The 24,621-nt window shown below is 65.4% G+C and carries 14 protein-coding genes, 2 tRNA genes and 3 rRNA genes; 7 read left to right on the top strand and 12 right to left on the bottom strand.

The window, feature by feature from the left end; all coding sequences use genetic code 11:
• Nucleotides 1–2: 2 nt before the first annotated feature.
• Nucleotides 3–1,124 carry a PQQ-dependent sugar dehydrogenase gene (locus AC3ANR_RS10570; RefSeq protein WP_488288067.1) on the bottom strand — a complete coding sequence of 374 codons (1,122 nt, stop codon included), beginning with the start codon at nt 1,122–1,124 and terminating at the stop codon, nt 3–5.
• Between the two features lie 139 nt (nt 1,125–1,263).
• Here AC3ANR_RS10570 and AC3ANR_RS10565 point away from each other — a divergent pair, with 139 nt between their 5' ends.
• On the top strand, nt 1,264–1,848 hold the full coding sequence (locus AC3ANR_RS10565) for a C40 family peptidase (protein ID WP_488288066.1): 585 nt from the start codon (nt 1,264–1,266) through the stop codon (nt 1,846–1,848).
• Nucleotides 1,849–1,869: 21 nt separating this feature from the next.
• Here the strand turns inward: AC3ANR_RS10565 and lpdA are convergent, their stop codons facing one another.
• From lpdA to aceE, 4 genes are read right to left on the bottom strand one after another with little or no spacing between them, the layout of a single operon-like run.
• Nucleotides 1,870–3,669 carry a dihydrolipoyl dehydrogenase gene (gene lpdA, locus AC3ANR_RS10560; protein WP_488288065.1) on the bottom strand — a complete coding sequence of 600 codons (1,800 nt, stop codon included), beginning with the start codon at nt 3,667–3,669 and terminating at the stop codon, nt 1,870–1,872.
• A complete protein-coding gene (locus tag AC3ANR_RS10555) occupies nt 3,666–4,256 on the bottom strand; it encodes an MFS transporter (RefSeq protein ID WP_488288064.1) in 591 nt (196 codons plus the stop codon). Before AC3ANR_RS10555 ends, lpdA begins: the two co-directional genes overlap by 4 nt.
• A 24-nt stretch (nt 4,257–4,280) precedes the next feature.
• Nucleotides 4,281–5,990: a dihydrolipoyllysine-residue acetyltransferase gene (aceF, locus tag AC3ANR_RS10550; protein WP_488288063.1), complete on the bottom strand. Its 1,710-nt coding sequence runs from the start codon at nt 5,988–5,990 to the stop codon at nt 4,281–4,283.
• Nucleotides 5,991–6,035: 45 nt separating this feature from the next.
• Nucleotides 6,036–8,744 (bottom strand): pyruvate dehydrogenase (acetyl-transferring), homodimeric type, encoded by a 2,709-nt coding sequence (gene aceE, locus AC3ANR_RS10545; RefSeq protein WP_488288062.1) that lies wholly within the window; start codon nt 8,742–8,744, stop codon nt 6,036–6,038.
• Nucleotides 8,745–8,895: 151 nt separating this feature from the next.
• Between aceE and AC3ANR_RS10540 the strand changes: the two genes are divergently transcribed.
• From AC3ANR_RS10540 to AC3ANR_RS10520, 5 genes are all read left to right on the top strand, one after another.
• Nucleotides 8,896–11,436: a PAS domain-containing sensor histidine kinase gene (locus tag AC3ANR_RS10540; RefSeq protein WP_488288061.1), complete on the top strand. Its 2,541-nt coding sequence runs from the start codon at nt 8,896–8,898 to the stop codon at nt 11,434–11,436.
• The gene (locus tag AC3ANR_RS10535; RefSeq protein WP_488288060.1) at nt 11,433–12,062 is read left to right on the top strand and encodes a response regulator transcription factor; all 630 of its coding nucleotides are present in this window, start codon (nt 11,433–11,435) and stop codon (nt 12,060–12,062) included. The genes AC3ANR_RS10540 and AC3ANR_RS10535 overlap by 4 nt, the downstream gene beginning before the upstream one ends.
• Nucleotides 12,059–12,910, top strand: a complete 852-nt coding sequence (locus AC3ANR_RS10530; protein WP_488288059.1) for a bifunctional methylenetetrahydrofolate dehydrogenase/methenyltetrahydrofolate cyclohydrolase — start codon at nt 12,059–12,061, stop codon at nt 12,908–12,910. The genes AC3ANR_RS10535 and AC3ANR_RS10530 overlap by 4 nt, the downstream gene beginning before the upstream one ends.
• A gap of 69 nt (nt 12,911–12,979) precedes the next feature.
• The gene (locus AC3ANR_RS10525; protein ID WP_488288058.1) at nt 12,980–15,040 is read left to right on the top strand and encodes a M3 family metallopeptidase; all 2,061 of its coding nucleotides are present in this window, start codon (nt 12,980–12,982) and stop codon (nt 15,038–15,040) included.
• Nucleotides 15,041–15,071: 31 nt separating this feature from the next.
• Nucleotides 15,072–15,722 carry a glutaredoxin family protein gene (locus AC3ANR_RS10520; protein ID WP_488288057.1) on the top strand — a complete coding sequence of 217 codons (651 nt, stop codon included), beginning with the start codon at nt 15,072–15,074 and terminating at the stop codon, nt 15,720–15,722.
• Here the strand turns inward: AC3ANR_RS10520 and rpiA are convergent.
• On the bottom strand, nt 15,719–16,390 hold the full coding sequence (rpiA, locus tag AC3ANR_RS10515) for a ribose-5-phosphate isomerase RpiA (RefSeq protein ID WP_488288056.1): 672 nt from the start codon (nt 16,388–16,390) through the stop codon (nt 15,719–15,721). The genes AC3ANR_RS10520 and rpiA overlap by 4 nt on opposite strands.
• Nucleotides 16,391–16,431: 41 nt before the next feature.
• Between rpiA and AC3ANR_RS10510 the strand changes: the two genes are divergently transcribed.
• A complete protein-coding gene (locus AC3ANR_RS10510; RefSeq protein WP_488288055.1) occupies nt 16,432–17,475 on the top strand; it encodes a quinone-dependent dihydroorotate dehydrogenase in 1,044 nt (347 codons plus the stop codon).
• 30 nt (nt 17,476–17,505) lie between these two features.
• On the opposite strand, the gene AC3ANR_RS10505 is transcribed toward AC3ANR_RS10510, so the two are convergent.
• The 6 genes from AC3ANR_RS10505 to AC3ANR_RS10480 form a co-directional block, all read right to left on the bottom strand.
• Nucleotides 17,506–18,624, bottom strand: coding sequence for an NAD(P)/FAD-dependent oxidoreductase (locus AC3ANR_RS10505; RefSeq protein WP_488288054.1), 1,119 nt, complete (start codon nt 18,622–18,624; stop codon nt 17,506–17,508).
• 320 nt (nt 18,625–18,944) lie between these two features.
• Nucleotides 18,945–19,057, bottom strand: a 5S ribosomal RNA gene (rrf, locus tag AC3ANR_RS10500).
• Nucleotides 19,058–19,168: 111 nt separating this feature from the next.
• Nucleotides 19,169–22,046, bottom strand: a 23S ribosomal RNA gene (locus AC3ANR_RS10495).
• A 287-nt stretch (nt 22,047–22,333) separates the two neighbouring features.
• Nucleotides 22,334–22,409 (bottom strand) — tRNA-Ala (locus AC3ANR_RS10490).
• Nucleotides 22,410–22,426: 17 nt separating this feature from the next.
• Nucleotides 22,427–22,503: transfer RNA gene (locus AC3ANR_RS10485), tRNA-Ile, on the bottom strand.
• A gap of 103 nt (nt 22,504–22,606) precedes the next feature.
• Nucleotides 22,607–24,137 (bottom strand): 16S ribosomal RNA (locus AC3ANR_RS10480).
• The 16S, 23S and 5S rRNA genes sit together here with 2 tRNA genes alongside, the layout of an rRNA operon.
• Nucleotides 24,138–24,621: the final 484 nt, after the last annotated feature.

The following is a 24,621-nucleotide window of genomic DNA, read 5'->3' as shown; positions in this document are numbered from 1 at the left end:
GCTCAGGGCACGACGCGCAGCAGCCGGCCGTCGTCCTCGTCGGTGAGCAGGTAGAGGAGCCCGTCGGGGCCCTGGCGCACGTCGCGCACGCGTCCCACGCCCTCGAAGAGCCGGTGCTCGCGGATGACCTTGCCGGCGGACAGCTCGATCCGGTCCAGGTAGCCGAACTTGAGCGAGCCAACGAACAGGTTGCCGCGCCACTGCGGCCCGTAGCGGTCGCTGGTGAGGAACGCCATGCCCGAAGGCGCGATCGACGGCACCCAGTAGTGCAGCGGCTGCTCCATGCCGGCCTTGGCCGTGAGGCCCTCGCCGATCTTGCCACCGCCGTAGTTCTCCCCGTAGGTGATCACCGGCCAGCCGTCGTTGTGGCCGGCTTCCGGCACGTTGATCTCGTCGCCGCCCTGGGGGCCGTGCTCGTGCATCCAGAACCGGCCGTCCGGCGCCAGCGTCGCGCCCTGCGAGTTGCGGTGCCCGTAGCTCCAGATCTCGGGCAACGCCCCCGCCCGGCCGGCGAAGGGGTTGCCGGGAGCCGCCGCGCCGTCCTTGGTGATCCGCACGACCTTGCCCAGGTGGTTGTCCAGCTTCTGGGCGTCGTCCTTGCGGTAGAAGCGCTCGCCCAGCGTGAGGAACAGGTTGCCGTCGCGCGCCTCGACGATGCGGCAGCCGAAGTGCATCTGGCTCGCGACCTTGGGCCGCTGGCTGAAGATCACGCGGACCTGCTCGAGCCGCGCGCGGTCGTTGCTCAGGCGCGCGCGGGCCAGGGCCGTGGAATTGCCGCCGGTGCCGGGCTCCGAGAAGCAGAAGTAGACGGTGCGGTTGGTGGCGAAGCCCGAGTCCGCGACGACGTCCAGCAGGCCGCCCTGCCCGCCCGCGGCAATCGCCGGCAGGCCCGCCAGGGCCGGACCGACCCGCCCGTCGGCCTCGACGATGCGCATGCGCCCCGCCCGTTCGGTGACCAGGAACCGGCCGTCGACGAAGGCGACCGCCCAGGGATGGGCCAGCCCTTCGGCGACCGGTTCCGCCCGAGGCGCGGCATTCGCGGCACAGGCCGCCGCCAGCAGTCCAGCAGCCAGCCAGCGCCGCAGCCCCAAGGATCTCCACGCAGGGACATGGTCGAAGCTCATCCTGGTCCTTTCCTTCACCGGCCGCCGTCGCAGGCGCCATCTGGCCCGATCGGATCATGGCAAAAAACGAGCTGCATCAAGACGTTACATTTCATACTTCGCTTGACTTCGACGCATCAGCTGCTTACCCTGCCCGCCCATGCTGCTGAGGTTGCTGCCCATTGTCGTGCTGCTCGCCGGAACCTCCGGCGCTTGGGCTGCGCCCGGCTCGCAGGAGGACGACCTGCAGCGCTTCATCGCCGAACGCGGCGTGCTCGCCGACCGGCTGGGCCAGGTGCGCGACCGGATCACGTCCACCACCTCCGAATTGGTGGTCACGGCGATGGGTTTCCTGGGCGTGCCCTACCGCCGCGGCGGCAACAGCGTGGAAACCGGCGGCTTCGACTGCAGCGGGTTCGTCAAGGCGATCTACGAGCAGACCGTCGGACTCGTGCTGCCGCGCCGCGCGGAACAGCAGGCGGCCGCCACGCAGGCGGTCGACCGGCAGGACCTGCAGCCCGGCGACCTCGTGTTCTTCAACACCATGCGCCGCGCCTTCAGTCACGTCGGCATCTACGTGGGCGGCGGCAAGTTCATCCACTCGCCCAAGCCCGGCGCCGAGGTGCGCGTCGAGGACATGGGCGCGAACTACTGGCAGCGCCGCTTCGACGGCGCGCGCCGGGTGCTGGTCGGCCAGCCGCAGGCCGCGCTGGCCGGCGCGGACGGCCGCCAAGCGGGCCCCTGAGGGCTTGCCCCCTCGCTTCGGCTAGCGCCGCTGCGGCGGCACGTCGGTGCAGGTGCCGTGGGCGATCTCGGCCGCCATGCCGATGCTCTCGCCCAGCGTCGGGTGCGGATGGATCGTCTTGCCGATGTCCACCTCGTCGGCGCCCATCTCGATGGCCAGCGCGATCTCCCCGATCATGTCGCCCGCGTGCGTGCCCACGATGCCGCCGCCCACGATGCGGTGCGTCTGCACGTCGAACAGCAGCTTGGTGAAGCCCTCGTCGCGCGCGTTGGCGATGGCGCGGCCCGAGGCGGTCCACGGGAACAGGCCCTTCTTGACCGCCAGGCCCTGCGCCTTGGCCTGGTCCTCGGTGAGGCCCACCCAGGCGACCTCGGGGTCGGTGTAGGCCACGCTGGGAATCACGCGGGCGTTGAAGGCCGACTTCTCGCCGGCGGCGGCTTCGGCCGCCACGTGCGCCTCGTGCACGGCCTTGTGGGCCAGCATCGGCTGGCCGACGATGTCGCCGATGGCGAAGATGTGCGGCACGTTGGTGCGCATCTGGATGTCCACCGGGATGAAGCCACGGTCGTCGACCGCGACGCCCGCCTTGTCGGCGCCGATCTTGCGGCCGTTCGGGCTGCGGCCGACCGCCTGCAGCACCAGGTCGTACAGCTGCGGCTCCTTGGGGGCCTGCTCGCCTTCGAAACGCACCAGGATGCCGTCCTTGGTGGCCTCGGCCCCGACCGTCCTGGTCTTGAGCATGACGTTGTCGAAGCGCGGCGCATTCATCTTCTGCCACACGCGCACCAGGTCGCGGTCGGCGCCCTGCATCAGGCCGTCCAGCATTTCCACGACGTCCAGGCGCGCGCCCAGCGTGGAATACACGGTGCCCATCTCCAGGCCGATGATGCCGCCGCCCAGGATCAGCATGCGCTTGGGGACGCCCGCCAGCTCCAGCGCGCCGGTGGAGTCCACCACGCGCGGATCCTGCGGCATGAACGGCAGGCGCACCGCCTGCGATCCGGCCGCGATGATCGCGTGCCGGAACCGGATGGTCTGGGCCTTGCCCGTCTTGTCCTGGCCGTCGCCCGCCGTCTCCTCGACGCGCAGGTGGTGGGGATCGGCGAAGCTGCCGTAGCCGCGCACCACCGTCACCTTGCGCATCCTGGCCATGGCCGCCAGGCCACCGGTGAGCTTGCCCACCACCTTGCCCTTGTGCGCGCGCAGCTTGGCGAGGTCGACCGTGGGCTTGCCGTAGCTCACGCCCAGCGCCTCGAAGTGGCTGACCTCGTCCATCACGGCCGCCACGTGCAGCAGCGCCTTGGACGGGATGCAGCCGACGTTCAGGCAGACGCCGCCCAGCGTGGCGTAGCGCTCGACCAGCACCACCTTCATGCCCAGGTCGGCGGCGCGGAAGGCCGCCGAGTAGCCGCCGGGTCCGCCGCCCAGCACCAGCACGTCGCATTCCAGGTCGGCGCCCCCGGCGTAGCTGGAAGCCACGGGCGCGGGCGTCGCGGCGGATGCGGGCGCGGGCGCCGCGGCCTGTGCGGGAGCGGCGGCCGTGGCCGGTGCCTTGGCGGGCGCCGCGGCCTGCGCCGCGCCCTCGGCCTCGAGCAGCAGCAGGACCGACCCTTCGGAGACCTTGTCGCCCAGCTTGACCTTCAGTTCCCTGACCACGCCGGCATGGGTGGACGGGATCTCCATGGAGGCCTTGTCGCTCTCGACCGTGACCAGCGACTGCTCCTGCTTGACCGTGTCGCCGGGCTTGACCAGCAGTTCGATGATGGCGACTTCCTTGAAGTCGCCGATGTCGGGAACGCGGACCTCGAGGACCTGGCTCATTTGGCCTCCTTGGCCCGCACGGTGAACACGTCGAACGGCAGCGACGAATTGCGATCGAATTCGCAGCCCGCGGTGATGCCCGCCTCGGCGACCTCGCGGGCGGTCTTGGCCTTGCCGTAGATCGCGTGCATCGCGCCCAGCGCGAAGCTGCGGCCCGAGCCGATGCCCCAGAACTCCTTGAACTCGAACACCTCGCGGTAGCTGTACAGCCCGTAGATGCCGGTGGCGTTGGCGATCACGACGCTGAACTGGCTGGACTCGTACGGATCGCTGTCCTCCTCCTTGGTCTGGAGGAAGAAGTTGTCCTTCAGGTACGGGTGCAGCTTGGTGAACGTGTCGAAGACCTCGTCCTTGCTGCCCAGCTGCAGGATCTCGCGCGGCATGGAGCTCATGGCCTTGCGCAGCACCGGGAAGTGGGCCACGGTGCCGGCCATGCCGACGTAGCTGGGGCCGCCGTCGGTGTCGACACGGAAGATCTTGCTGTTGTCCTCGTAGCGCTTGGACAGCATCGTGTCGCCAAAAGTCACCAGGGTGTCCGCGGCGATGGCGATCTGCCCTGCCTTCTTCACGACGACGACTGTGGTCATAACTGCGTTTGTTGTTGTTCCGGCTTAAAGAAGCACGCGGCGGAAATCCGCCAGGATGGAGCCCAGGTAGGCGTTGAAACGGGCCGCCGAGGCACCGTCGATCACGCGATGGTCCCACGACAGCGACAGCGGCAGCATCAGCCGCGGCTGGAACTGCTTGCCGTCCCAGACCGGCTCGGTCTGGCTCCTGCAAACGCCGAGGATAGCGACTTCCGGGGCGTTGATGATCGGAGTGAAGTAACGGCCGCCGATCCCGCCCAGCGACGAGATGGTGAACGTCGCCCCGGTCATGTCCGCCGGGCCGAGCTTGCCGTCGCGCGCCTTCTTGGCCAGGTCGGCCATTTCCTGGCTGATCTGCAGGATGCCCTTCTTGTCGGCGTCCTTGATCACCGGGACCACCAGGCCGTTGGGCGTGTCGGCGGCGAAACCGATGTGCCAGTAGTTCTTCAGCACGAGCTGCTCGCCATCGAGCGAGCTGTTGAAGTCCGGGAACTTCTTCAGCGCCGCGACGCAGGCCTTGATCAGGAACGCGAGCATGGTGACCTTCACGCCGCTCTTCTCGTTTTCCTTGTTGAGCCCGACCCGGAAGGCTTCCAGTTCGGTGATGTCCGCGTCGTCGTGGTTGGTGACGTGCGGGATCATCACCCAGTTGCGGTGCAGGTTGGCGGCGCTGATCTTCTTGATGCGCGAGAGGTCCTTGCGCTCGATCGGGCCGAACTTGGCGAAGTCCACCTTCGGCCACGGCAGCAGGCCCAGGGCCTCGCCCCCACCGCCCGCAGGCGCCTTGCCCGCGGCGGCCTTGGTGGCCGCCTCGCCCTGCATCACGGCCTTGGTGAAGGCCTGCACGTCCTCCTGCACGATGCGGCCCTTCGGTCCGGTGCCCTTGACCTCCTCCAGCGGCACGCCCAGTTCGCGCGCGAACTTGCGCACCGAGGGCGATGCGTGGGGCAGCGCACCCGAAGGCGCAGTGGGTTCGTGGGGAGGCAGCGCCGCTGTCGGCAGCGCGCGTTCCGGCGCGGGTGCGGGCACGGCAGCGGTCGCGGTCGCCGGTGCCGCCGCGGCCGCCGAGGTCGGCGCCGGCGCGGGTGCGCCGGCCTGCGGGGCCGGTGCCGCGGCGCTCGCGCCTTCCAGCACCGCCAGCAGGTCGCCGACGTTGACCTTGTCGCCCAGCTTGACCTTCAGCTCCTTGATGGTGCCGGCCGCCGACGACGGAATCTCCATCGAGGCCTTGTCGCTCTCGACGGTGACCAGCGACTGCTCCTGCTTGACCACGTCGCCGGGCTTGACCAGCAGCTCGATGACGGCCACGTCCTTGAAGTCACCGATGTCGGGCACGCGCACTTCGACGCTCCCGCCGGCCGCCGGTGCCGGCGCGCTCGGGGCCGGCGCGCTCGGGGCCGGCGTGGGCGCGGCAGCGGCCGGGGCCGCAGGGGCGGACGGCGCAGCAGGCGCGGACGCCGCAGCCGGTGCGGCGGCAGGCGCCGGCACCGCGGCGGCATCGCCCTCGATGAGCAGCAGGACGGAGCCTTCGGAGACCTTGTCCCCCAGCTTGACCTTCAGCTCCTTGACCACGCCGCCGGCGGTGGACGGGATCTCCATCGACGCCTTGTCGGATTCGACGGTGACCAGCGACTGCTCGGGCTTGATGGTGTCCCCGGGCTTGACCAGCAATTCGATGACCGCAACGTCCTTGAAGTCCCCGATGTCGGGGACCTTCACTTCGACCGAAGCCATGGGCTTGTTCTCCTGGTTGTTCTTGTGGGCGGCGACGGCCGGCGCTCAGGCGTGCAGCGGATTGATCTTGTCGGCCTGTATCCCGTACTTGCGGATCGCCTCGGCCACCTTGGCCGCGGGCACGGAACCTTCGTCGGCCAGCGCCTTGAGCGCGGCGACCACGATGTAGTGCCGGTTGACCTCGAAGTGCTCGCGCAGCTTGCTGCGGAAGTCGCTGCGGCCGAAGCCGTCGGTGCCCAGCACGCGGTAGCTGCGGCCCTTCGGGACGAACGCGCGGATCTGGTCGGCGTAGGCCTTGATGTAGTCGGTCGACGCGACCACCGGGCCCGGGTGCGGCTCCAGCTGCTGCGTCACGTACGGCACGCGCGCCTTCTCGGTCGGGTGCAGCAGGTTCCAGCGGTCGCAGTCCTGGCCGTCGCGCGCCAGCTCGTTGAAGCTCGGGCAGCTCCAGACGTTGGTGGACACGCCCCAGTCCTTCTCCAGCAGCTGCTGCGCGGCGAGGGATTCGCGCAGGATGGTGCCCGAGCCGAGCAGGTTCACGGCCGCCTTGGCGCCCTTGGAGCCCTGCTTGAACAGGTACATGCCCTTGATGATCTGCTCCTCGGTGCCGGGCACCAGGCCAGGCATCGGGTAGTTCTCGTTCAGCAGGGTGATGTAGTAGAAGACGTTGTCCTGCTTCTCGACCATGCGCTGCAGGCCGTGGTGCATGATCACCGCCACCTCGTGCGCGAACGTGGGGTCGTAGCTGACGCAGTTGGGGATGGTGTGCGCCAGCACGTGGCTGTGGCCGTCCTCGTGCTGCAGGCCCTCGCCGTTGAGCGTGGTGCGCCCGGACGTGCCGCCGAGCAGGAAGCCGCGGGCCTGCATGTCGCCCGCCGCCCACGCGAGGTCGCCCACGCGCTGCAGGCCGAACATCGAGTAGTAGATGTAGAACGGCACCATGATGCGGTTGTTCGTCGAATACGACGTCGCCGCGGCGATCCAGCTGGCCATGCCGCCCGCCTCGTTGATGCCCTCCTGCAGGATCTGGCCGTGCTGGTCTTCCTTGTAGTAGGAGACCTGGTCGCGGTCCTGCGGGGTGTACTTTTGGCCGTCCGGGTTGTAGATGCCGATCTGGCGGAACAGGCCCTCCATGCCGAACGTGCGCGCCTCGTCCACCAGGATGGGCACCGCGCGCGGGCCGAGTTCCTTGTCGCGCAGCAGCGTGGTGAGGAAGCGCACGTACGCCTGCGTGGTGCTGATCTCGCGGCCCTCGGCCGTCGGGTCCAGCACCGCCTTGAACGTCTCCAGCGCCGGCACCTTCAGCTGCTCGTCCGCCTTCACCCGGCGCTTGGGCAGGTAGCCGCCCAGGGCCTTGCGCCGCTCGTGCAGGTACTGCATCTCGGGCGTGTGCTCCTCGGGCTTGTAGAACGGCAGGTCGGCCAGCTTCTCGTCCGGGATCGGGATGTTGAAGCGATCGCGGAACACGCGGATGTCGTCGTCCGTGAGCTTCTTGGCCTGGTGGGCGATGTTGCGGCCCTCACCGGCCTTGCCCATGCCGAAGCCCTTGACCGTCTTGATCAGGAGCACCGTCGGCTGGCCCTTGTGGTTGACCGCCTTGTGGTACGCGGCATAGACCTTCTGCGGGTCATGGCCGCCGCGATTGAGGCGCCAGATGTCCTCGTCGCTCATCTTGGCGACCATCTCCAGCGCCTTCGGATGCTGGCCGAAGAAGTGCTTGCGCACGAACGCGCCGTCGTTGGCCTTCATGGCCTGGTAGTCGCCGTCCAGCGTCTGCATCATGATCTGGCGCAGGATGCCTTCCTTGTCGCGCGCCAGCAGCGGGTCCCAGTAGCTGCCCCAGATCAGCTTGATCACGTTCCAGCCGGCGCCGCGGAACTCGCCCTCGAGCTCCTGGATGATCTTGCCGTTGCCGCGCACCGGGCCGTCCAGGCGCTGCAGGTTGCAGTTCACCACGAAGATCAGGTTGTCCAGCTTCTCGCGCGCGGCCACGCCGATCGCGCCGAGCGACTCGACCTCGTCCATCTCGCCGTCGCCGCAGAACACCCACACCTTGCGGTTCTCGGTGTTGGCGATCCCGCGCGCGTGCAGGTACTTGAGGAATCGCGCCTGGTAGATCGCCATCAGCGGGCCCAGGCCCATCGAGACGGTCGGGAACTGCCAGAACTCGGGCATCAGCTTGGGGTGCGGATAGCTGGAAAGCCCCTTGCCGTCCACCTCCTGGCGGAAGTTCAGCAGCTGCTCCTCGGAGATGCGGCCTTCCAGGAAGGCCCGCGCGTAGACGCCCGGAGAGCTGTGGCCCTGGATGTACAGGCAGTCGCCGCCGTGGTCCTCGCTCTCGGCGTGCCAGAAATGGTTGAAGCCGGCGCCGAACATGGTGGCCACCGAGGCGAACGAACTGATGTGGCCCCCCAGGTCGCCGCCGTCTTCCGGATGCAGGCGGTTGGCCTTGACCACCATCGCCATCGCGTTCCAGCGCATGTAGGCGCGCAGCCGCTCTTCCATCTCCAGGTTGCCGGGACAGCGCTCCTCGTCCTGCGGCTCGATGGTGTTGACGTAGCCCGTCGTGGCCGAGAAGGGCAGGTCGATGCCTTCCTGCCGCGCCTGCTCGAGCAGTTGCTCGATCAGGAAGTGCCCGCGGTCCCGGCCCTCGGCCGCGATGACCGCGGACAGGGCGTCGATCCATTCGCGGGTCTCCTGGGCGTCGGCGTCATTGGCCGCCGCGCCGAACAGGTGGTCGGGCTGAGCTGACATGGCTTGTCTCCTGGGGTCGAGAGGATTTTCTACGCGACGTGCGCGGCGGCGGCAGTGTCGCACAGAAGCGTCACATTTTCAAATGGTGCTCAGCCATTTCATATTGTGATTTTGGATCGCCTCAACCCCTCACCTACACTTCGAGTTTCCCATGCAAGACAGCGCGTTCAACCACGATCCCGTCGTGCCGGTGCCGTGGTTGCGGCGCTGGTGGCGCCGCCAGACCCCCGGGCGGCAGGACCGCTACGCCATGCTCGCGCCGCTGGCCGCGGTGCTGCTGTTCCTCGCCGCCATCGTCTCGGCGTTCTGGTATCTGCGGCTGGAGGAGATGGACCGCGAGCAGGAAGCCGTGCGCCGCGATGTCGAGTACGCCCAGCAGCGCCTGCGCCTGCGCCTGCTGGAGCGCCAGGAACAGCTGATGCGCATTGCGCGCGACGTCTCCAACAAGGACGTCGACCCGGAGGAATTCGTCGGTCGCGCCGAAGCCCTGATCACCCAGTACCCGGAACTGCAGGCGCTGGCCTGGATCGACGAGCGGCGGCGCATCAAGGCCAGCTACGCCGGGCCCAGCCTGCCGGCGCAGCAGCAGCGCCTGGCCGGCGACGTGCTGCGCTCGGGCGAGACCGAGGCGACCTTCTCGCTCGTGCGCGACGTGCAGCAGCCGGTGTATTCGCAGCCGGGCGGCGGCGGCGACACGGTGCCGCTGCTGCAACTGCACATCCCCCTGGCCGAACAGGCGCGCTTCGCGGGCGTGGTCCTGGGCGAGTATTCGATCGACAGCCTGCTGCGCTATGGCGTGCCGGCCGAGGTGTCGGCCCGCTATGCGGTGTCGCTGCTGGATGCCAAGGGCCGGCTGCTGGCCGGCCAGACGCTGCCGCCGCGCGGCAGCGCCTCCCCCCTGCTTGCCTGGGCGACCCCGCAGTCCAACGAGTACGAAGTGCCCGTCTCGCCGGTCGGCAACGGGCTGGTGCTGCGTGCCCAGGCGTACCGCACCTCGCTCGGCGTGGTCGGCAGCGGCCTGTTCTGGCTGGTGGGCACGCTCAGCGCCATGACGGCGTGGATGCTGATCGGCAACTGGCGCCACACGCGCCGGCGCATCAAGGCGCAGCAGGCGCTGGTGGCGGAGACGAACTTCCGCCGCGCGATGGAGAACTCCATGCTGACCGGCATGCGGGCGCTCGACCTGCAGGGCCGCATCACCTACGTCAACCCCGCGTTCTGCCAGATGACGGGCTGGAGCGAATCCGAGCTGGTGGGACGCACGGCGCCCTTTCCCTATTGGCCCGAGGAGGACCTGGAGCAGCTCACCGCGCGCCTGGACGACGAACTCAATGGCCGCACCAGCCCGGGCGGCTTCCAGGTGCGCGTCAAGCGCAAGGAAGGCAGCCTGTTCGACGCCCGCCTGTATGTCTCGCCGCTGGTCGACCCCAAGGGGCACCAGAGCGGCTGGATGGCGTCGATGACCGACATCACCGAGCCCAATCGCATCCGCGAGCAGCTGTCCGCCTCCTACGAGCGGTTCACGACCGTGCTCGAAGCGCTGGACGCATCGGTGTCGGTCGCGCCGCTGGGCAGCGAGGAGCTGCTGTTCGCCAACAAGCTGTACCGGCAGTGGTTCGGGCAGAACACCGGCGGCCATCTGCAGATGGTGGCGCAGGCCGGCGTGCCCGACCAGCCGCGCGCCACCGAGCAGTCGCTGGACGACGTGGACTCGTTCGTGGGCCTGCCGACCGGGCAGCTCACGACGGCGCAGTCCGAGAACGCCGAGATCCTCGTGCCCGAACTGGGCAAGTGGCTCGAAGTGCGCTCGCGCTACCTGAACTGGGTGGACGGCCGCCTCGCGCAGCTGGTGATCGCCACCGACATCACGCCGCGCCGCCACGCCGAGGAGCAGGCGGCAGCGCAGGCCGAGCGCGCGCAGTCGGCCAGCCGCCTGATCACCATGGGCGAGATGGCGTCCAGCGTGGCGCACGAGTTGAACCAGCCGCTCACCGCCATCAACAACTACTGCAACGGCATGGTCTCGCGCATCAAGGCGGGCCAGATGGCACAGGACGACCTGCTGCTCGCCCTGGACAAGACCGCGCGGCAGGCGCAGCGCGCCGGCCAGATCATCCAGCGCATTCGCAGCTTCGTGCGCCGCAGCGAGCCGAACCGGTCGCTGTCGGACGTGGCCACCATGGTGGGCGAGGCGGTCGAACTGGCGGAGATCGAGCTGCGCCGGCGCAACGTGCGGCTGTCGCACTACGTGGCCGCCCGCCTGCCCAAGCTGATGGTCGACCCGATCCTGATCGAGCAGGTGCTGGTGAACCTGCTGAAGAACGCCGCCGAATCGATCGACCTGGCGCGCCGCCCGACCGGCCAGCGCAGCGTCGAACTGCGCGCGGTGCCGCGCCACATCGACGGCCAGCCCGTCGTGGAGTTCTCGGTGCTGGATTCCGGCAAGGGGCTCGCGCCCGAGGTGATGGAGCGCCTGTACGAGGCGTTCTTCTCCACCAAGGTCGAAGGCATGGGCATCGGCCTGAACCTGTGCCGCTCCATCGTCGAATCGCACCAGGGCAGGATGCAGGCGGAGAACATCTACAATGGCGGCGATGGCAGCGATGTTGCCGGGTGCCGGTTCTCCTTCTGGATTCCTGTCTCCGGCGCTATGAATTCCGCAGCAAACAAGGACGCCGGAGTACCAGCATGAGCCTGATCCCGAAAAAGGGCACCGTCTACGTGGTGGACGACGACGAAGCCGTCCGCGATTCGCTGCAGTGGCTGCTCGAAGGCAAGGACTACCGGGTCCGCTGCTTCGAATCGGCCGAATCGTTCCTGGCCCGCTACGACGCGCGCGAAGTCGCCTGCCTGATCGTCGACATCCGCATGGCGGGCATGACCGGGCTGGAGCTGCAGGACCGCCTGCTCGAGCGCAAGTCGCCGCTGCCCATCGTCTTCATCACCGGCCACGGCGACGTGCCCATGGCCGTGAACACGATGAAGAAGGGCGCGATGGACTTCATCCAGAAGCCCTTCAAGGAAGAGGAACTGGTCGACCTGGTCGAGCGCATGCTCGAACACGCCAAGGGCGCATTCGCCGACTACCAGAGCGCCGCCAGCCGCGACGCCCTGCTCTCCAAGCTGACCAGCCGCGAGGCGCAGGTCCTCGAGCGCATCGTCGCCGGGCGCCTGAACAAGCAGATCGCCGACGACCTGGGCATCAGCATCAAGACCGTGGAGGCGCACCGCGCCAACATCATGGAAAAGCTGAACGCCAACACGGTGGCCGACCTGCTCAAGATCGCCCTGGGCCAGCACCACCCCGCCAAGGCATGACGGCGCAGCTGATCGACGGCAACGCGCTCGCCGCGACGATCCGCGCCGAGGTGGCCGGCCGCACCCAGGCCCTGAAGGCGCGCGGCGTCCAGCCCTCGCTGGCCATCCTGCTGGTGGGCGACGATCCCGCGAGCCAGGTCTACACCAGGCACAAGGTCGGCGACAGCACGCAGACCGGCCTGAAGGCCACGCTGGAAACCTACCCGGCCGACCTGCCCGAGGCGCGCCTGCTCGCGCGCATCCGCGAGCTCAACGCCGATGCGTCGGTGCACGGCATCCTGGTGCAGCTGCCGCTGCCCAGGCACATGGACGCCAGCAAGGTCATCGAGACCATCTCGCCGGCCAAGGACGTCGACGGCTTCCACGTCGCCAGCGCCGGCGCGCTGGTCACCGGCCAGCCCGGCTTCTGGCCCTGCACGCCGTACGGCTGCCTGAAGATGCTTGAGAGCATCGGCTACGACCTGCGCGGCAAGCATGCGGTCGTGATCGGCCGCAGCAACATCGTCGGCAAGCCGATGGCGCTGATGCTGCTGCAGAAGAACGCCACCGTCACCATCTGCCACAGCGCCACCCGCGACCTGAAGTCGCACACGCTGCAGGCCGACGTGGTGGTCGCCGCGGTGGGCAAGCGCAACGTGCTGACCGCCGACATGGTCAAGCCGGGCGCCGTGGTCATCGACGTCGGCATGAACCGCAACGACCAGGGCAAGCTCTGCGGCGATGTCGACTTCGACGGCGTGCGCCAGGTTGCCGGCTGGATCACCCCCGTGCCGGGCGGCGTCGGGCCGATGACCCGCGCGATGCTGCTGGTGAACACGCTCGAAGCCGCCGAACGCGCCGCCGGCTGATCGCCGCTATTGGGATTGGCAATCCCTGCGCCCATTGAAGGGGGGCGCGGCTGCCGCAAAATGCGGACCATGGCCACCAATCCCCTGCTCGATTCCCACGACCTGCCCCTGTTCGACCAGATCCGCCCGGAGCATGTCGGCCCCGCGATGGACCAGTTGCTGGCCGACAGCGAGGCGGCGCTCGAAACCGTCGTCGCGCCCGGCTTTCCCGCCGACTGGAAGGCGCTGTCGCAGACGCTGGACTGCACCACCGAACGCCTCAGCCGCGCCTGGGGCACCGTGAGCCACCTGAACGGCGTGGCCGACACGCCCGAGCTGCGCGCCGCCTACAACGAGGCGCTGCCCAAGGTGACGGAGTTCTGGACCCGGCTGGGCGCCGACGAGCGCCTGTACGCCAAGTACAAGGCCATCGATGCGTCCACGCTGGATGCCGAACAGCGCCAGGCGCTCAAGAACGCGATCCGCAACTTCGTGCTCGGCGGCGCCGAACTGCAGGGGGCCGACAAGGAGCGGTTCGCGGCGATCCAGGAACGCCAGGCCGAGCTGGGCCAGAAATTCAGCGAGAACGCGCTGGACGCCACCGACGCCTTTGCCTACTACGCGTCGCTGGAGGAACTGGATGGCGTGCCGCAGGACGTGGTGCAGGCGGCGCGCGCCGCGGCGCAGGCCGAGGGCAAGGACGGCTACAAGCTCACGCTGAAGATGCCCAGCTACCTGCCGGTGATGCAGTTCGCCAACGACCGTGCCCTGCGCCAGCGCCTGCACCGCGCCTACGTGACGCGGGCGAGCGACCAGGCGCCGGAGGAATTCCGCAAGTTCGACAACACCGAAATCATGCGGGAGATCCTGGCGCTGCGCCACGAGGAAGCGGTCCTGCTCGGCTACCGCAACTTCGGCGAGGTGTCGGTCGTGCCCAAGATGGCCGACTCGCCGGAACAGGTGATCGGGTTCCTGCGCGAGCTGGCCGCCAAGGCGCGCCCGTTCGCCGAGAAGGACGTGGCGGACATGCGCGGCTTCGCGGCGCAGAAGCTCGGCATCCAGGACCCACAGGCCTGGGACTGGAGCTACATCGCCGAGAAGCTCAAGGAAGACCGCTACGCGTTCAGCGAGGCCGAGGTCAAGCAGTACTTCACCGCGCCCAAGGTGCTGGCGGGCCTGTTCAAGATCATCGAGACGCTGTTCGAGGTCACGATCCGGCGCGACCACGCCCCGGTGTGGAATCCCGGCGTGGAGTTCTACCGCATCGAGCGCGAGCGCAAGGACGCGCAGAGCCACGTGACCACGGAACTGGTCGGCCAGTTCTACCTGGACCCCGCGGCGCGCACCGGCAAGCGCGGCGGCGCCTGGATGGACGACGTGCGCGCCCGCTGGCTGCGGCCCGACACCGGGCAACTGCAGACGCCGGTGGCGCACCTGGTGTGCAACTTCGCCGACGGCGTGGAGGGCAAGCCCGCGCTGCTCACGCACGACGACGTGATCACCCTCTTCCACGAGTCCGGCCACGGCCTGCACCACATGCTCACGCGCGTGAACGAGCGCGACGTCTCGGGCATCAGCGGCGTCGAGTGGGATGCCGTGGAGCTGCCCAGCCAGTTCATGGAGAACTTCTGCTGGGAGTGGAACGTGCTGCGCCACATGACCTCGCACGTGGACACGGGCGAGCCGCTGCCGCGCGAGCTGTTCGACAAGATGCTGGCGGCGAAGAACTTCCAGAGCGGCCTGGCCACGCTGCGGCAGGTGGAATTCGCGCTGTTCGACATGCTGCTGCACACCGACCACGACCCGAAGGACGACTTCATGCCGCTGCTGGCGGACGTGCGCGCCGAGGTCGCGGTGCTGCCCGCCCCCAGCTTCAGCCGCACCGCGCACACCTTCAGCCACATCTTCGCCGGCGGCTACGCGGCGGGGTACTACAGCTACAAGTGGGCCGAAGTGCTGTCCGCCGACGCCTACGCGGCGTTCGAGGAAAGCATGGGGCCGGACGGTTCACCCAGCGTGGAAACCGGGCGAAAATACCGGCAGGCCATCCTCGAGGCCGGCGGCAGCCGGCCGGCGATGGAGTCGTTCAAGGCATTCCGCGGTCGCGAGCCGTCGCTGGAAGCCTTGCTTCGGCACCAGGGCATGGCCTGAGCTCACGCGTTTCGAAAACGAGGGGACTTGCATGACTGTCGATCGCCGCTTCCCGGCGCGCCGCCTCGCGGCCGCCGTTGCCATCGCCGGGCTGGCCTGCGCCGCGGGCGCCCAGCAGGTCTACAGGATCGTGGGGCCGGACGGCAAGGTCACCTTCGCCGACAAGCCGCCGGCGGACCCGGCCGCCAAGGCCCAGCCCACCCACGCGGCGCCGCTGCAAGGCGGCCCCGGTGCCAGCGCCCTTCCCTTCGAACTGCGGCAGGTGGCCGGCCGCTACCCGGTGACCCTGTACACGGGCCCCGATTGCGCCCCCTGCGGCTCGGGCCGTGCGTTCCTGGCTTCGCGCGGCATCCCGTTCGCCGAGAAGACCGTGAGCACGCCCGACGACCTGTCGGCGCTGCAGCGCCTGAGCGGCGGCGTCACGTTGCCGTTCCTGACCATCGGCGGCCAGCAGCTCACGGGCTACTCGGAATCCGAGTGGACGCAGTTCCTGAACGCCGCAGGCTACCCGCGCGCTTCGCAATTGCCGCCGGGGTATCGCCAGGCCGCAGCCACGCCGCTGGTGGTGGCCGCAACGCCCAAGCCCGTCGCGGCGCAGGCCCCTGCCCCCGCGCCTGCGGCCCCGAGCGCGCCTGCCGCCCCGCCGCCCGCGGGCAGCAACCCGGCCGGGATCCAGTTCTAGAAGGTCAGCGTCCGCACGCCCTGGGCGGTGCCAAGCAGGCACACCGAGGCCTTCTGGTGGGCGAACACGCCCACCGTCACCACGCCGGGCCACTGGTTCACCTCAGATTCGAAACCGAGCGGATCGGCGATGCGCAGTCCGGCCACGTCCAGGATGTGCTGGCCGTTGTCGGTCACCAGCGGCGCGCCATCCTTCACGCGAAGCCGGGCCTGCCCGCCCATGGCCGCGAACTGGCGGGCGATGCGACCCACCGCCATCGGGATCACTTCCACGGGGACGGGGAAATCGCCGAGCACCTTCACCTGCTTCGATTCGTCGGCGATGCAGACGAATCGGCGCGACTGCGCGGCGACGATCTTCTCGCGCGTGAGCGCCGCGCCGCCCCCCTTGATCATGTGGCCGTGTGGGTCGATCTCGTCGGCCCCGTCGATGTAGACGGCCAGTTCGCCGACCTCGTTGGCATCGAACACCGCAATGCCGATCGCGCGCAGCCGCTCGGTCGAGGCCACCGAGCTGGAGACGGCGCCCTGGACCTGGTCCTTCATCGAGGCCAGGGCGTCGATGAACTTGTTGACCGTGGACCCGGTGCCCACGCCCACGATCTCGCCGGGCACCACGTACTTCAGTGCGGCCTGGCCGACCAGGCTCTTCAGTTCATCCTGCGTCACGCGACAATCCCCGGGTCCGTTGCTGATGCCAAGAATTATCCATGCCGCTGCTGCCCTACGCCCTCGCCCGCCCCTTCCTGTTCGGCCTCGATCCGGAGGCGGCGCATGACCTGACGCTGCAATCGCTGGCCCGGCTGCAGGGAACGCCGCTCGCCTGGGCCTGGTGCTCGGCCCTGGTCGACGATCCGATCGAGCTGGCCGGGCTGAAATTCCCGAACCGCGTCGGCCTGGCGGCCGGCCTGGACAAGAACGCGCGCTGCATCGACGCCCTGGGCGCGATGGGCTTCGGCTTCGTCGAGGTGGGCACGGTCACGCCCCGCGCCCAGCCGGGCAACCCGAAGCCACGCATGTTCCGCCTGCCCCAGGCCAACGCGCTGATCAACCGCCTGGGCTTCAACAACGACGGGCTGGATGCGTTCATCACCAACGTGCAGCGGTCGTCGTTCCGCCGCCAGGGTCGCCTGCTCGGCCTGAACATCGGCAAGAACGCCGCGACGCCCATCGAGCGCGCGACGGACGACTACCTCGCGTGCCTGGCGGGCGTGTACCCGCACGCCGACTACGTGACCGTCAACATCTCCAGCCCGAACACCAAGAACCTGCGCGCGCTGCAAAGCGACGAGGCGCTCGATGCGCTGCTGGGCGCGATCGCCGCCCGGCGCGAGCAGCTCGCGCTCGAGCATGGCCGCCGCGTCCCGGTGTTCGTCAAGATCGCACCCGACCTGGACGAGGCGCAGGTCGACGTGATCGCCGCCACCTTGCGGCGCCACGGCATGGACGGCGTCGTCGCCACCAACACCACCGTCGCGCGCGAGGCCGTCAAGGGACTGCCGCACGCCGAGGAGACCGGCGGCCTGAGCGGCAGCCCGGTCCTCGCGGCGAGCAACCGGGTGATCACGCAGCTGCGCGCGAGCCTGGGCAGCGCCTTCCCGATCATCGGCGTCGGCGGCATCCTCAGCGCCGAAGACGCCGTCAGCAAGGTCCGCGCGGGCGCCGACGTCGTCCAGATCTACACGGGGCTGATCTATAAGGGCCCCGCGCTGGTCGGCGAGGCGGCCCGGGCGCTGAAGGCGCTGCGCCGCTAGGCGGCCTGGGCGCCGAAGGCGACTGCGACGCTAGGCGGCGAGCAGTTGCGAGACTTCCTCGGCGATCGCCAGCGAGCTGGTGAGGCCGGGCGACTCGATGCCGAACAGGTTCACCAAGCCGCGCACGCCGTGCAGCGCCGGCCCGTCGAGGCGGAAATCAGGCGCCTTTTCGTGCGGGCCGTGGATCTTGGGACGCACGCCGCTGTAGCTCGGTTGCAGCGCATCGTCCGGCAGGCCTGGCCAGTAGCGGCGCACCTCCGCGTAGAAGCCGTCGGCCCGCGCTGGATCGACGCGGTAATCGATCTGCTCGGGCGTGGTCACGTCCAGCCATTCGATGTCCGGGCCGAACTTGGCCTGCCCGCCCAGGTCCAGCGTCAGGTGCGTCCCCAGGTGAGCATCGGCGGGGGCCGGATAGATCAGGTGGGAGAACGGTGCCCGGCCCTGCAACGCGTAGTAGTTGCCCTTGGCGAACCATTCGCGCGGCACGAAGCGGCCGTCGAGGCCGGTGAACCGGCGCGCGAGCGCGCATGCGTGCAGCGACGCCGCGTTGACCAGGATCCGTGTGGCGAGTTCGCTGCCGTCGGCCAGCTGTACCACATGCGGTTCGCCCGCGGTCGCAGAGAGCAAGGCGCCTTCCACCGGCGACGCCAGCGCCACCATCCCGCCCGCCCGTTCCAGGTCACCCTGCAACGCCAGCATCAGGCCGTGGCTGTCGACGATGCCGGTGGATGGCGAGTGCAGTGCAACCATGCAGCGCAGCGCGGGTTCGAGCGCCAGTGCCGCGTGCGCGTCCAGCCATTCGACGGGCACGCCGTTGGCGTGGGCGCGCTCCTGCAAGCCGCGCAAGGCTGCGATCTCCGCGTCGCTGTTCGCCACGGTCAGCTTGCCGCAACTGCGATGGTCCACGCCGTGGCTCGCGCACAGGGCGTACAGCAGTTCCTTGCCCCGCACGCACAGGCGCGCCTTGAGCGACCCGGGTGCGTAGTAGAGGCCGGCATGGATCACCTCGCTGTTGCGCGAGCTGACGCCCTGCCCGATGGCGCCTTCGGCCTCGAGCACGAGTGTCTCCTGGCCCGCCTGCGCGAGCGCGCGGCCCACCGCCAGGCCCACCACCCCCGCGCCGATCACGACCGCATCGACCTGGTCCATCCGTTCCCCTCGTTCCACCGTCCAACCCAAGCGCGCGAGCTTGCCGTCCGGCTCGTCTGGCGTTCAACGCATGGGACAAGCCCGTGACATGAACGACCATCTCGAGCGAGCGGCTGCGCGCGTGCCCGATCGTATCCGCATGGACTTCGCACTGGATTGCGCCGAGTTGACGGGCGCCCGATTCAACTCAATATCGAGGGGCGCTGGCAGGAGCCGGCGCCGCGTCGAATTGCAATTCGACGGAATTGAGTTTTCCGCCTTCCCCAATGGCGAAAGCCCCGTCACAGGGTTACTGTGGCGGGGCTTTGCTCGGCGTAAGAGCCTGACGATGTCCTACTTTCACACGGGAATCCGCACTATCATCGGCGCAGAGGCGTTTCACTGTCCTGTTCGGGATGGGAAGGAGTGGGACCACCTCGCTATGGTCATCAGGCATAACTTGTCGTCATCTTGACTGGGTCAAGACAACCAATTCATAGAGCAAATCAGCTTATTTGGATTGCGTCACTTGGCATAACAACCGTGATCGAACGATCAAGGTTATAGGGTCAAGCCGCACGAGCAATTAGTATCGGTTAGCTTAACGCATTGCTGCGCTTCCACACCCGACCTATCAACGTCCTGGTCTTGAACGACTCTTCAGGGGGCTCGAGGCCCCGGCAGATCTCATCTTAGAACGAGTTTCCCGCTTAGATGCTTTCAGCGGTTATCTCTTCCGCACATAGCTACTCGGCAATGCCACTGGCGTGACAACCGATACACCAGAGGTGCGTCCACTCCGGTCCTCTCGTACTAGGAGCAGGCTTCTTCAAATCTGCAGCGCCCACGGAAGATAGGGACCAAACTGTCTCACGACGTTTTAAACCCAGCTCACGTACCTCTTTAAATGGCGAACAGCCATACCCTTGGGACCGGCTACAGCCCCAGGATGAGATGAGCCGACATCGAGGTGCCAAACACCGCCGTCGATATGAACTCTTGGGCGGTATCAGCCTGTTATCCCCAGAGTACCTTTTATCCGTTGAGCGATGGCCCTTCCATACAGAACCACCGGATCACTATGTCCTGCTTTCGCATCTGCTCGACTTGTCAGTCTCGCAGTTAAGCACGCTTATGCCATTGCACTATCGTCACGATGTCCGACCGTAACTAGCGTACCTTCGAACTCCTCCGTTACGCTTTGGGAGGAGACCGCCCCAGTCAAACTGCCTACCATGCACTGTCCCCGACCCGGATCACGGGCCTAGGTTAGAACCTCAAACACACCAGGGTGGTATTTCAACGTTGGCTCCATGCGATCTAGCGACCGCACTTCAAAGCCTCCCACCTATCCTACACAGATCTGTTCAAAGTCCAATACAAAGCTACAGTAAAGGTTCATGGGGTCTTTCCGTCTTTCCGCGGGGAGATTGCATCATCACAAACATTTCAACTTCGCTGAGTCTCGGGAGGAGACAGTGTGGCCATCGTTACGCCATTCGTGCAGGTCGGAACTTACCCGACAAGGAATTTCGCTACCTTAGGACCGTTATAGTTACGGCCGCCGTTTACTGGGACTTCGATCAAGAGCTTGCACCCCATCACTTAATCTTCCAGCACCGGGCAGGCGTCACACCCTATACGTCCACTTTCGTGTTTGCAGAGTGCTGTGTTTTTATTAAACAGTCGCAGCCACCGATTTTTTGCAACCTCATTGGGCTCCATCCGCGAGGGACTTCACCTACTAAAGGCACACCTTCTTCCGAAGTTACGGTGTCAATTTGCCGAGTTCCTTCTCCCGAGTTCTCTCAAGCGCCTTAGAATACTCATCTCGCGCACCAGTGTCGGTTTGCGGTACGGTCGTGTGTAGCTGAAGCTTAGTGGCTTTTCCTGGAAGCAGGGTATCACTCACTTCGGCGGCAAGCCGCCTCGTTGTCACCTCTCATCTAAGCCCGGCGGATTTACCTACCAGGCACGACTACAGGCTTGAACCGGGACATCCAACACCCGGATGAGTTAACCTTCTCCGTCCCCACATCGCACTACACATCGGTACAGGAATATTGACCTGTTTCCCATCAGCTACGCATCTCTGCCTCGCCTTAGGGGCCGACTCACTCTACGCCGATGAACGTTGCGTAGAAAACCTTGCGCTTACGGCGAGCGGGCTTTTCACCCGCTTTAACGCTACTCATGTCAGCATTCGCACTTCTGATACCTCCAGCATCCCTCTCGAGACACCTTCACAGGCTTACAGAACGCTCTCCTACCACTTGCACTTGCGTGCAAATCCGCAGCTTCGGTAACTGGCTTAGCCCCGTTACATCTTCCGCGCAGGACGACTCGATCAGTGAGCTATTACGCTTTCTTTAAATGATGGCTGCTTCTAAGCCAACATCCTGACTGTTTTAGCCTTCCCACTTCGTTTCCCACTTAGCCAATTTTAGGGACCTTAGCTGGCGGTCTGGGTTGTTTCCCTCTTGAGTCCGGACGTTAGCACCCGGTGCTCTGTCTCCCAAGCTGTACTCTTCGGTATTCGGAGTTTGCATAGGTTTGGTAAGTCGCCATGACCCCCTAGCCTAAACAGTGCTCTACCCCCGAAGGTAATACTTGAGGCACTACCTAAATAGTTTTCGGAGAGAACCAGCTATTTCCAAGTTTGTTTAGCCTTTCACCCCTATCCACAGCTCATCCGCTAGTTTTGCAACACTAGTCGGTTCGGACCTCCAGTACCTGTTACGGCACCTTCATCCTGGCCATGGATAGATCACTTGGTTTCGGGTCTACACCCAGCGACTGAACGCCCTGTTCGGACTCGGTTTCCCTGCGCCTTCCCTATTCGGTTAAGCTTGCCACTGAATGTAAGTCGCTGACCCATTATACAAAAGGTACGCCGTCACCCTTGCGGGCTCCGACTTTTTGTAAGCATGCGGTTTCAGGATCTATTTCACTCCCCTCCCGGGGTTCTTTTCGCCTTTCCCTCACGGTACTAGTTCACTATCGGTCGATTACGAGTATTTAGCCTTGGAGGATGGTCCCCCCATCTTCAGACAGGATTTCTCGTGTCCCGCCCTACTTGTCGCTAGCTCAGTACCACACGTCTGTTTTCACGTACGGGGCTATCACCCGCTATGGCCGGCCTTTCCATGCCGTTCCGTTAACAGTCGTGCTATCACTAGCAGGCTCTTCCGATTTCGCTCGCCACTACTTTCGGAATCTCGGTTGATGTCTTTTCCTCGAGCTACTGAGATGTTTCAGTTCACCCGGTTCGCCTCGCATGACTATGTATTCATCATGCGATACCCCTAAGGGTGGGTTTCCCCATTCGGAAATCTCCGGATCAAAGCTTATTTGCCAGCTCCCCGAAGCTTATCGCAGGCTATCACGTCCTTCGTCGCCTGTAATCGCCAAGGCATCCACCACATGCTCTTATTCACTTGACCCTATAACTTTGACCCCTCTCACGAGGCTTCGCAGTCCATCAAGGAATTGCCAGGTCTTTCACCTGGCGCGTTATGCCGTCTTCATTCGAATTGCTTCGAAGTGAAGTTCATTTGACGCAATCAAAATTGTCGCTCGCGGCACGGTCCGCCATGAAGCGGTTTCCGCGAGCAACGCTGATTCGACTCTATGAATTGTTAAAGAACAGCCGATTGCTTCCAGGCAATCCTGGAGACAACAACAAAACAGCCTCTTGCGAAGCCGCTTTGGTGTTGCGCATCTTGTTGTTTGGTGGAGGATGACGGGATCGAACCGACGACCCCCTGCTTGCAAAGCAGGTGCTCTCCCAGCTGAGCTAATCCCCCAAGGTGTGCAGGAGGGATGGTGGGTCTGGTTGGTCTCGAACCAACGACCCCCGCCTTATCAAGACGGTGCTCTAACCAACTGAGCTACAGACCCAAGCCGGTCGCTAGCAACTCAAGCTGTTTCCAGCCTGGCCGTTGGCGACAACCTTCCAACAACCGATAAGTGTGGGCGTTCAATTTTGACCGCTGTTTTCCAGAAAGGAGGTGATCCAGCCGCACCTTCCGATACGGCTACCTTGTTACGACTTCACCCCAGTCACGAACCCTGCCGTGGTAATCGCCCTCCTTGCGGTTAGGCTAACTACTTCTGGCAGAACCCGCTCCCATGGTGTGACGGGCGGTGTGTACAAGACCCGGGAACGTATTCACCGTGACATTCTGATCCACGATTACTAGCGATTCCGACTTCACGCAGTCGAGTTGCAGACTGCGATCCGGACTACGACCGGTTTTATGGGATTGGCTCCCCCTCGCGGGTTGGCTGCCCTTTGTACCGGCCATTGTATGACGTGTGTAGCCCCACCTATAAGGGCCATGAGGACTTGACGTCATCCCCACCTTCCTCCGGTTTGTCACCGGCAGTCTCATTAGAGTGCCCTTTCGTAGCAACTAATGACAAGGGTTGCGCTCGTTGCGGGACTTAACCCAACATCTCACGACACGAGCTGACGACAGCCATGCAGCACCTGTGTTACGGCTCTCTTTCGAGCACTTCCACATCTCTGCGGAATTCCGTACATGTCAAAGGTGGGTAAGGTTTTTCGCGTTGCATCGAATTAAACCACATCATCCACCGCTTGTGCGGGTCCCCGTCAATTCCTTTGAGTTTCAACCTTGCGGCCGTACTCCCCAGGCGGTCAACTTCACGCGTTAGCTTCGTTACTGAGTCAGTGAAGACCCAACAACCAGTTGACATCGTTTAGGGCGTGGACTACCAGGGTATCTAATCCTGTTTGCTCCCCACGCTTTCGTGCATGAGCGTCAGTGCAGGCCCAGGGGATTGCCTTCGCCATCGGTGTTCCTCCGCATATCTACGCATTTCACTGCTACACGCGGAATTCCATCCCCCTCTGCCGCACTCCAGCGATGCAGTCACAAATGCAGTTCCCAGGTTGAGCCCGGGGATTTCACATCTGTCTTACATCACCGCCTGCGCACGCTTTACGCCCAGTAATTCCGATTAACGCTTGCACCCTACGTATTACCGCGGCTGCTGGCACGTAGTTAGCCGGTGCTTATTCTTACGGTACCGTCATGAGCCCTCTGTATTAGAAAGAGCCTTTTCGTTCCGTACAAAAGCAGTTTACAACCCGAGGGCCTTCATCCTGCACGCGGAATGGCTGGATCAGGCTTGCGCCCATTGTCCAAAATTCCCCACTGCTGCCTCCCGTAGGAGTCTGGGCCGTGTCTCAGTCCCAGTGTGGCTGGTCGTCCTCTCAGACCAGCTACAGATCGTCGGCTTGGTGAGCCTTTACCCCACCAACTACCTAATCTGCCATCGGCCGCTCCAATCGCGCGAGGCCTTACGGTCCCCCGCTTTCAACCTCAGTTCGTATGCGGTATTAGCTACGCTTTCGCGTAGTTATCCCCCACGACTGGGCACGTTCCGATGTATTACTCACCCGTTCGCCACTCGCCACCAGGGTTGCCCCCGTGCTGCCGTTCGACTTGCATGTGTAAAGCATTCCGCCAGCGTTCAATCTGAGCCAGGATCAAACTCTACAGTTCGATCTTGATTTGTTTGCCTCTTTCGAGGCCACTCATTTGGAATCGACAAGGTGCTTCACTTTCGCGAAGCGTCTTGTCTATCTATGAGCGTTTGTAGGTCCTTGCGGACCCAGTTCCGAAGAACTTGGCAGTCGCCATCAAACGCCCACGCTTATCGGCTGTATGTTGTTAACGAACCCGCTTGCAATCCACCGCGTTTCCGCTTTGTCTTGCTGCTGTCGCTGCGATCAGCGAAGCCTGCCATCATAACAGGTTTTCTGAAGTCCTGTCAAACTCGTTTTTCTTTTCTTCGCTTTTCGAAACGTTTGAATCGATTTTTGCGATTCGCGCCATTTCGTTTAGCGGAGCCTTCGATTATATACCGGAATTTTCATCCAGCCGATTTGTTCAGATTACCGCAGTGCGATCACTGCCGAGTTGAAACCTGAACACCTCGATCGAAGAGGATTCCGCATCTTTGCCGAATCGATTTCTGCGATTCGCG

This window comes from Ramlibacter sp. JJN2-2R (assembly GCF_057747835.1).
This window is presented reverse-complemented; position numbering and strand designations above follow the sequence as displayed.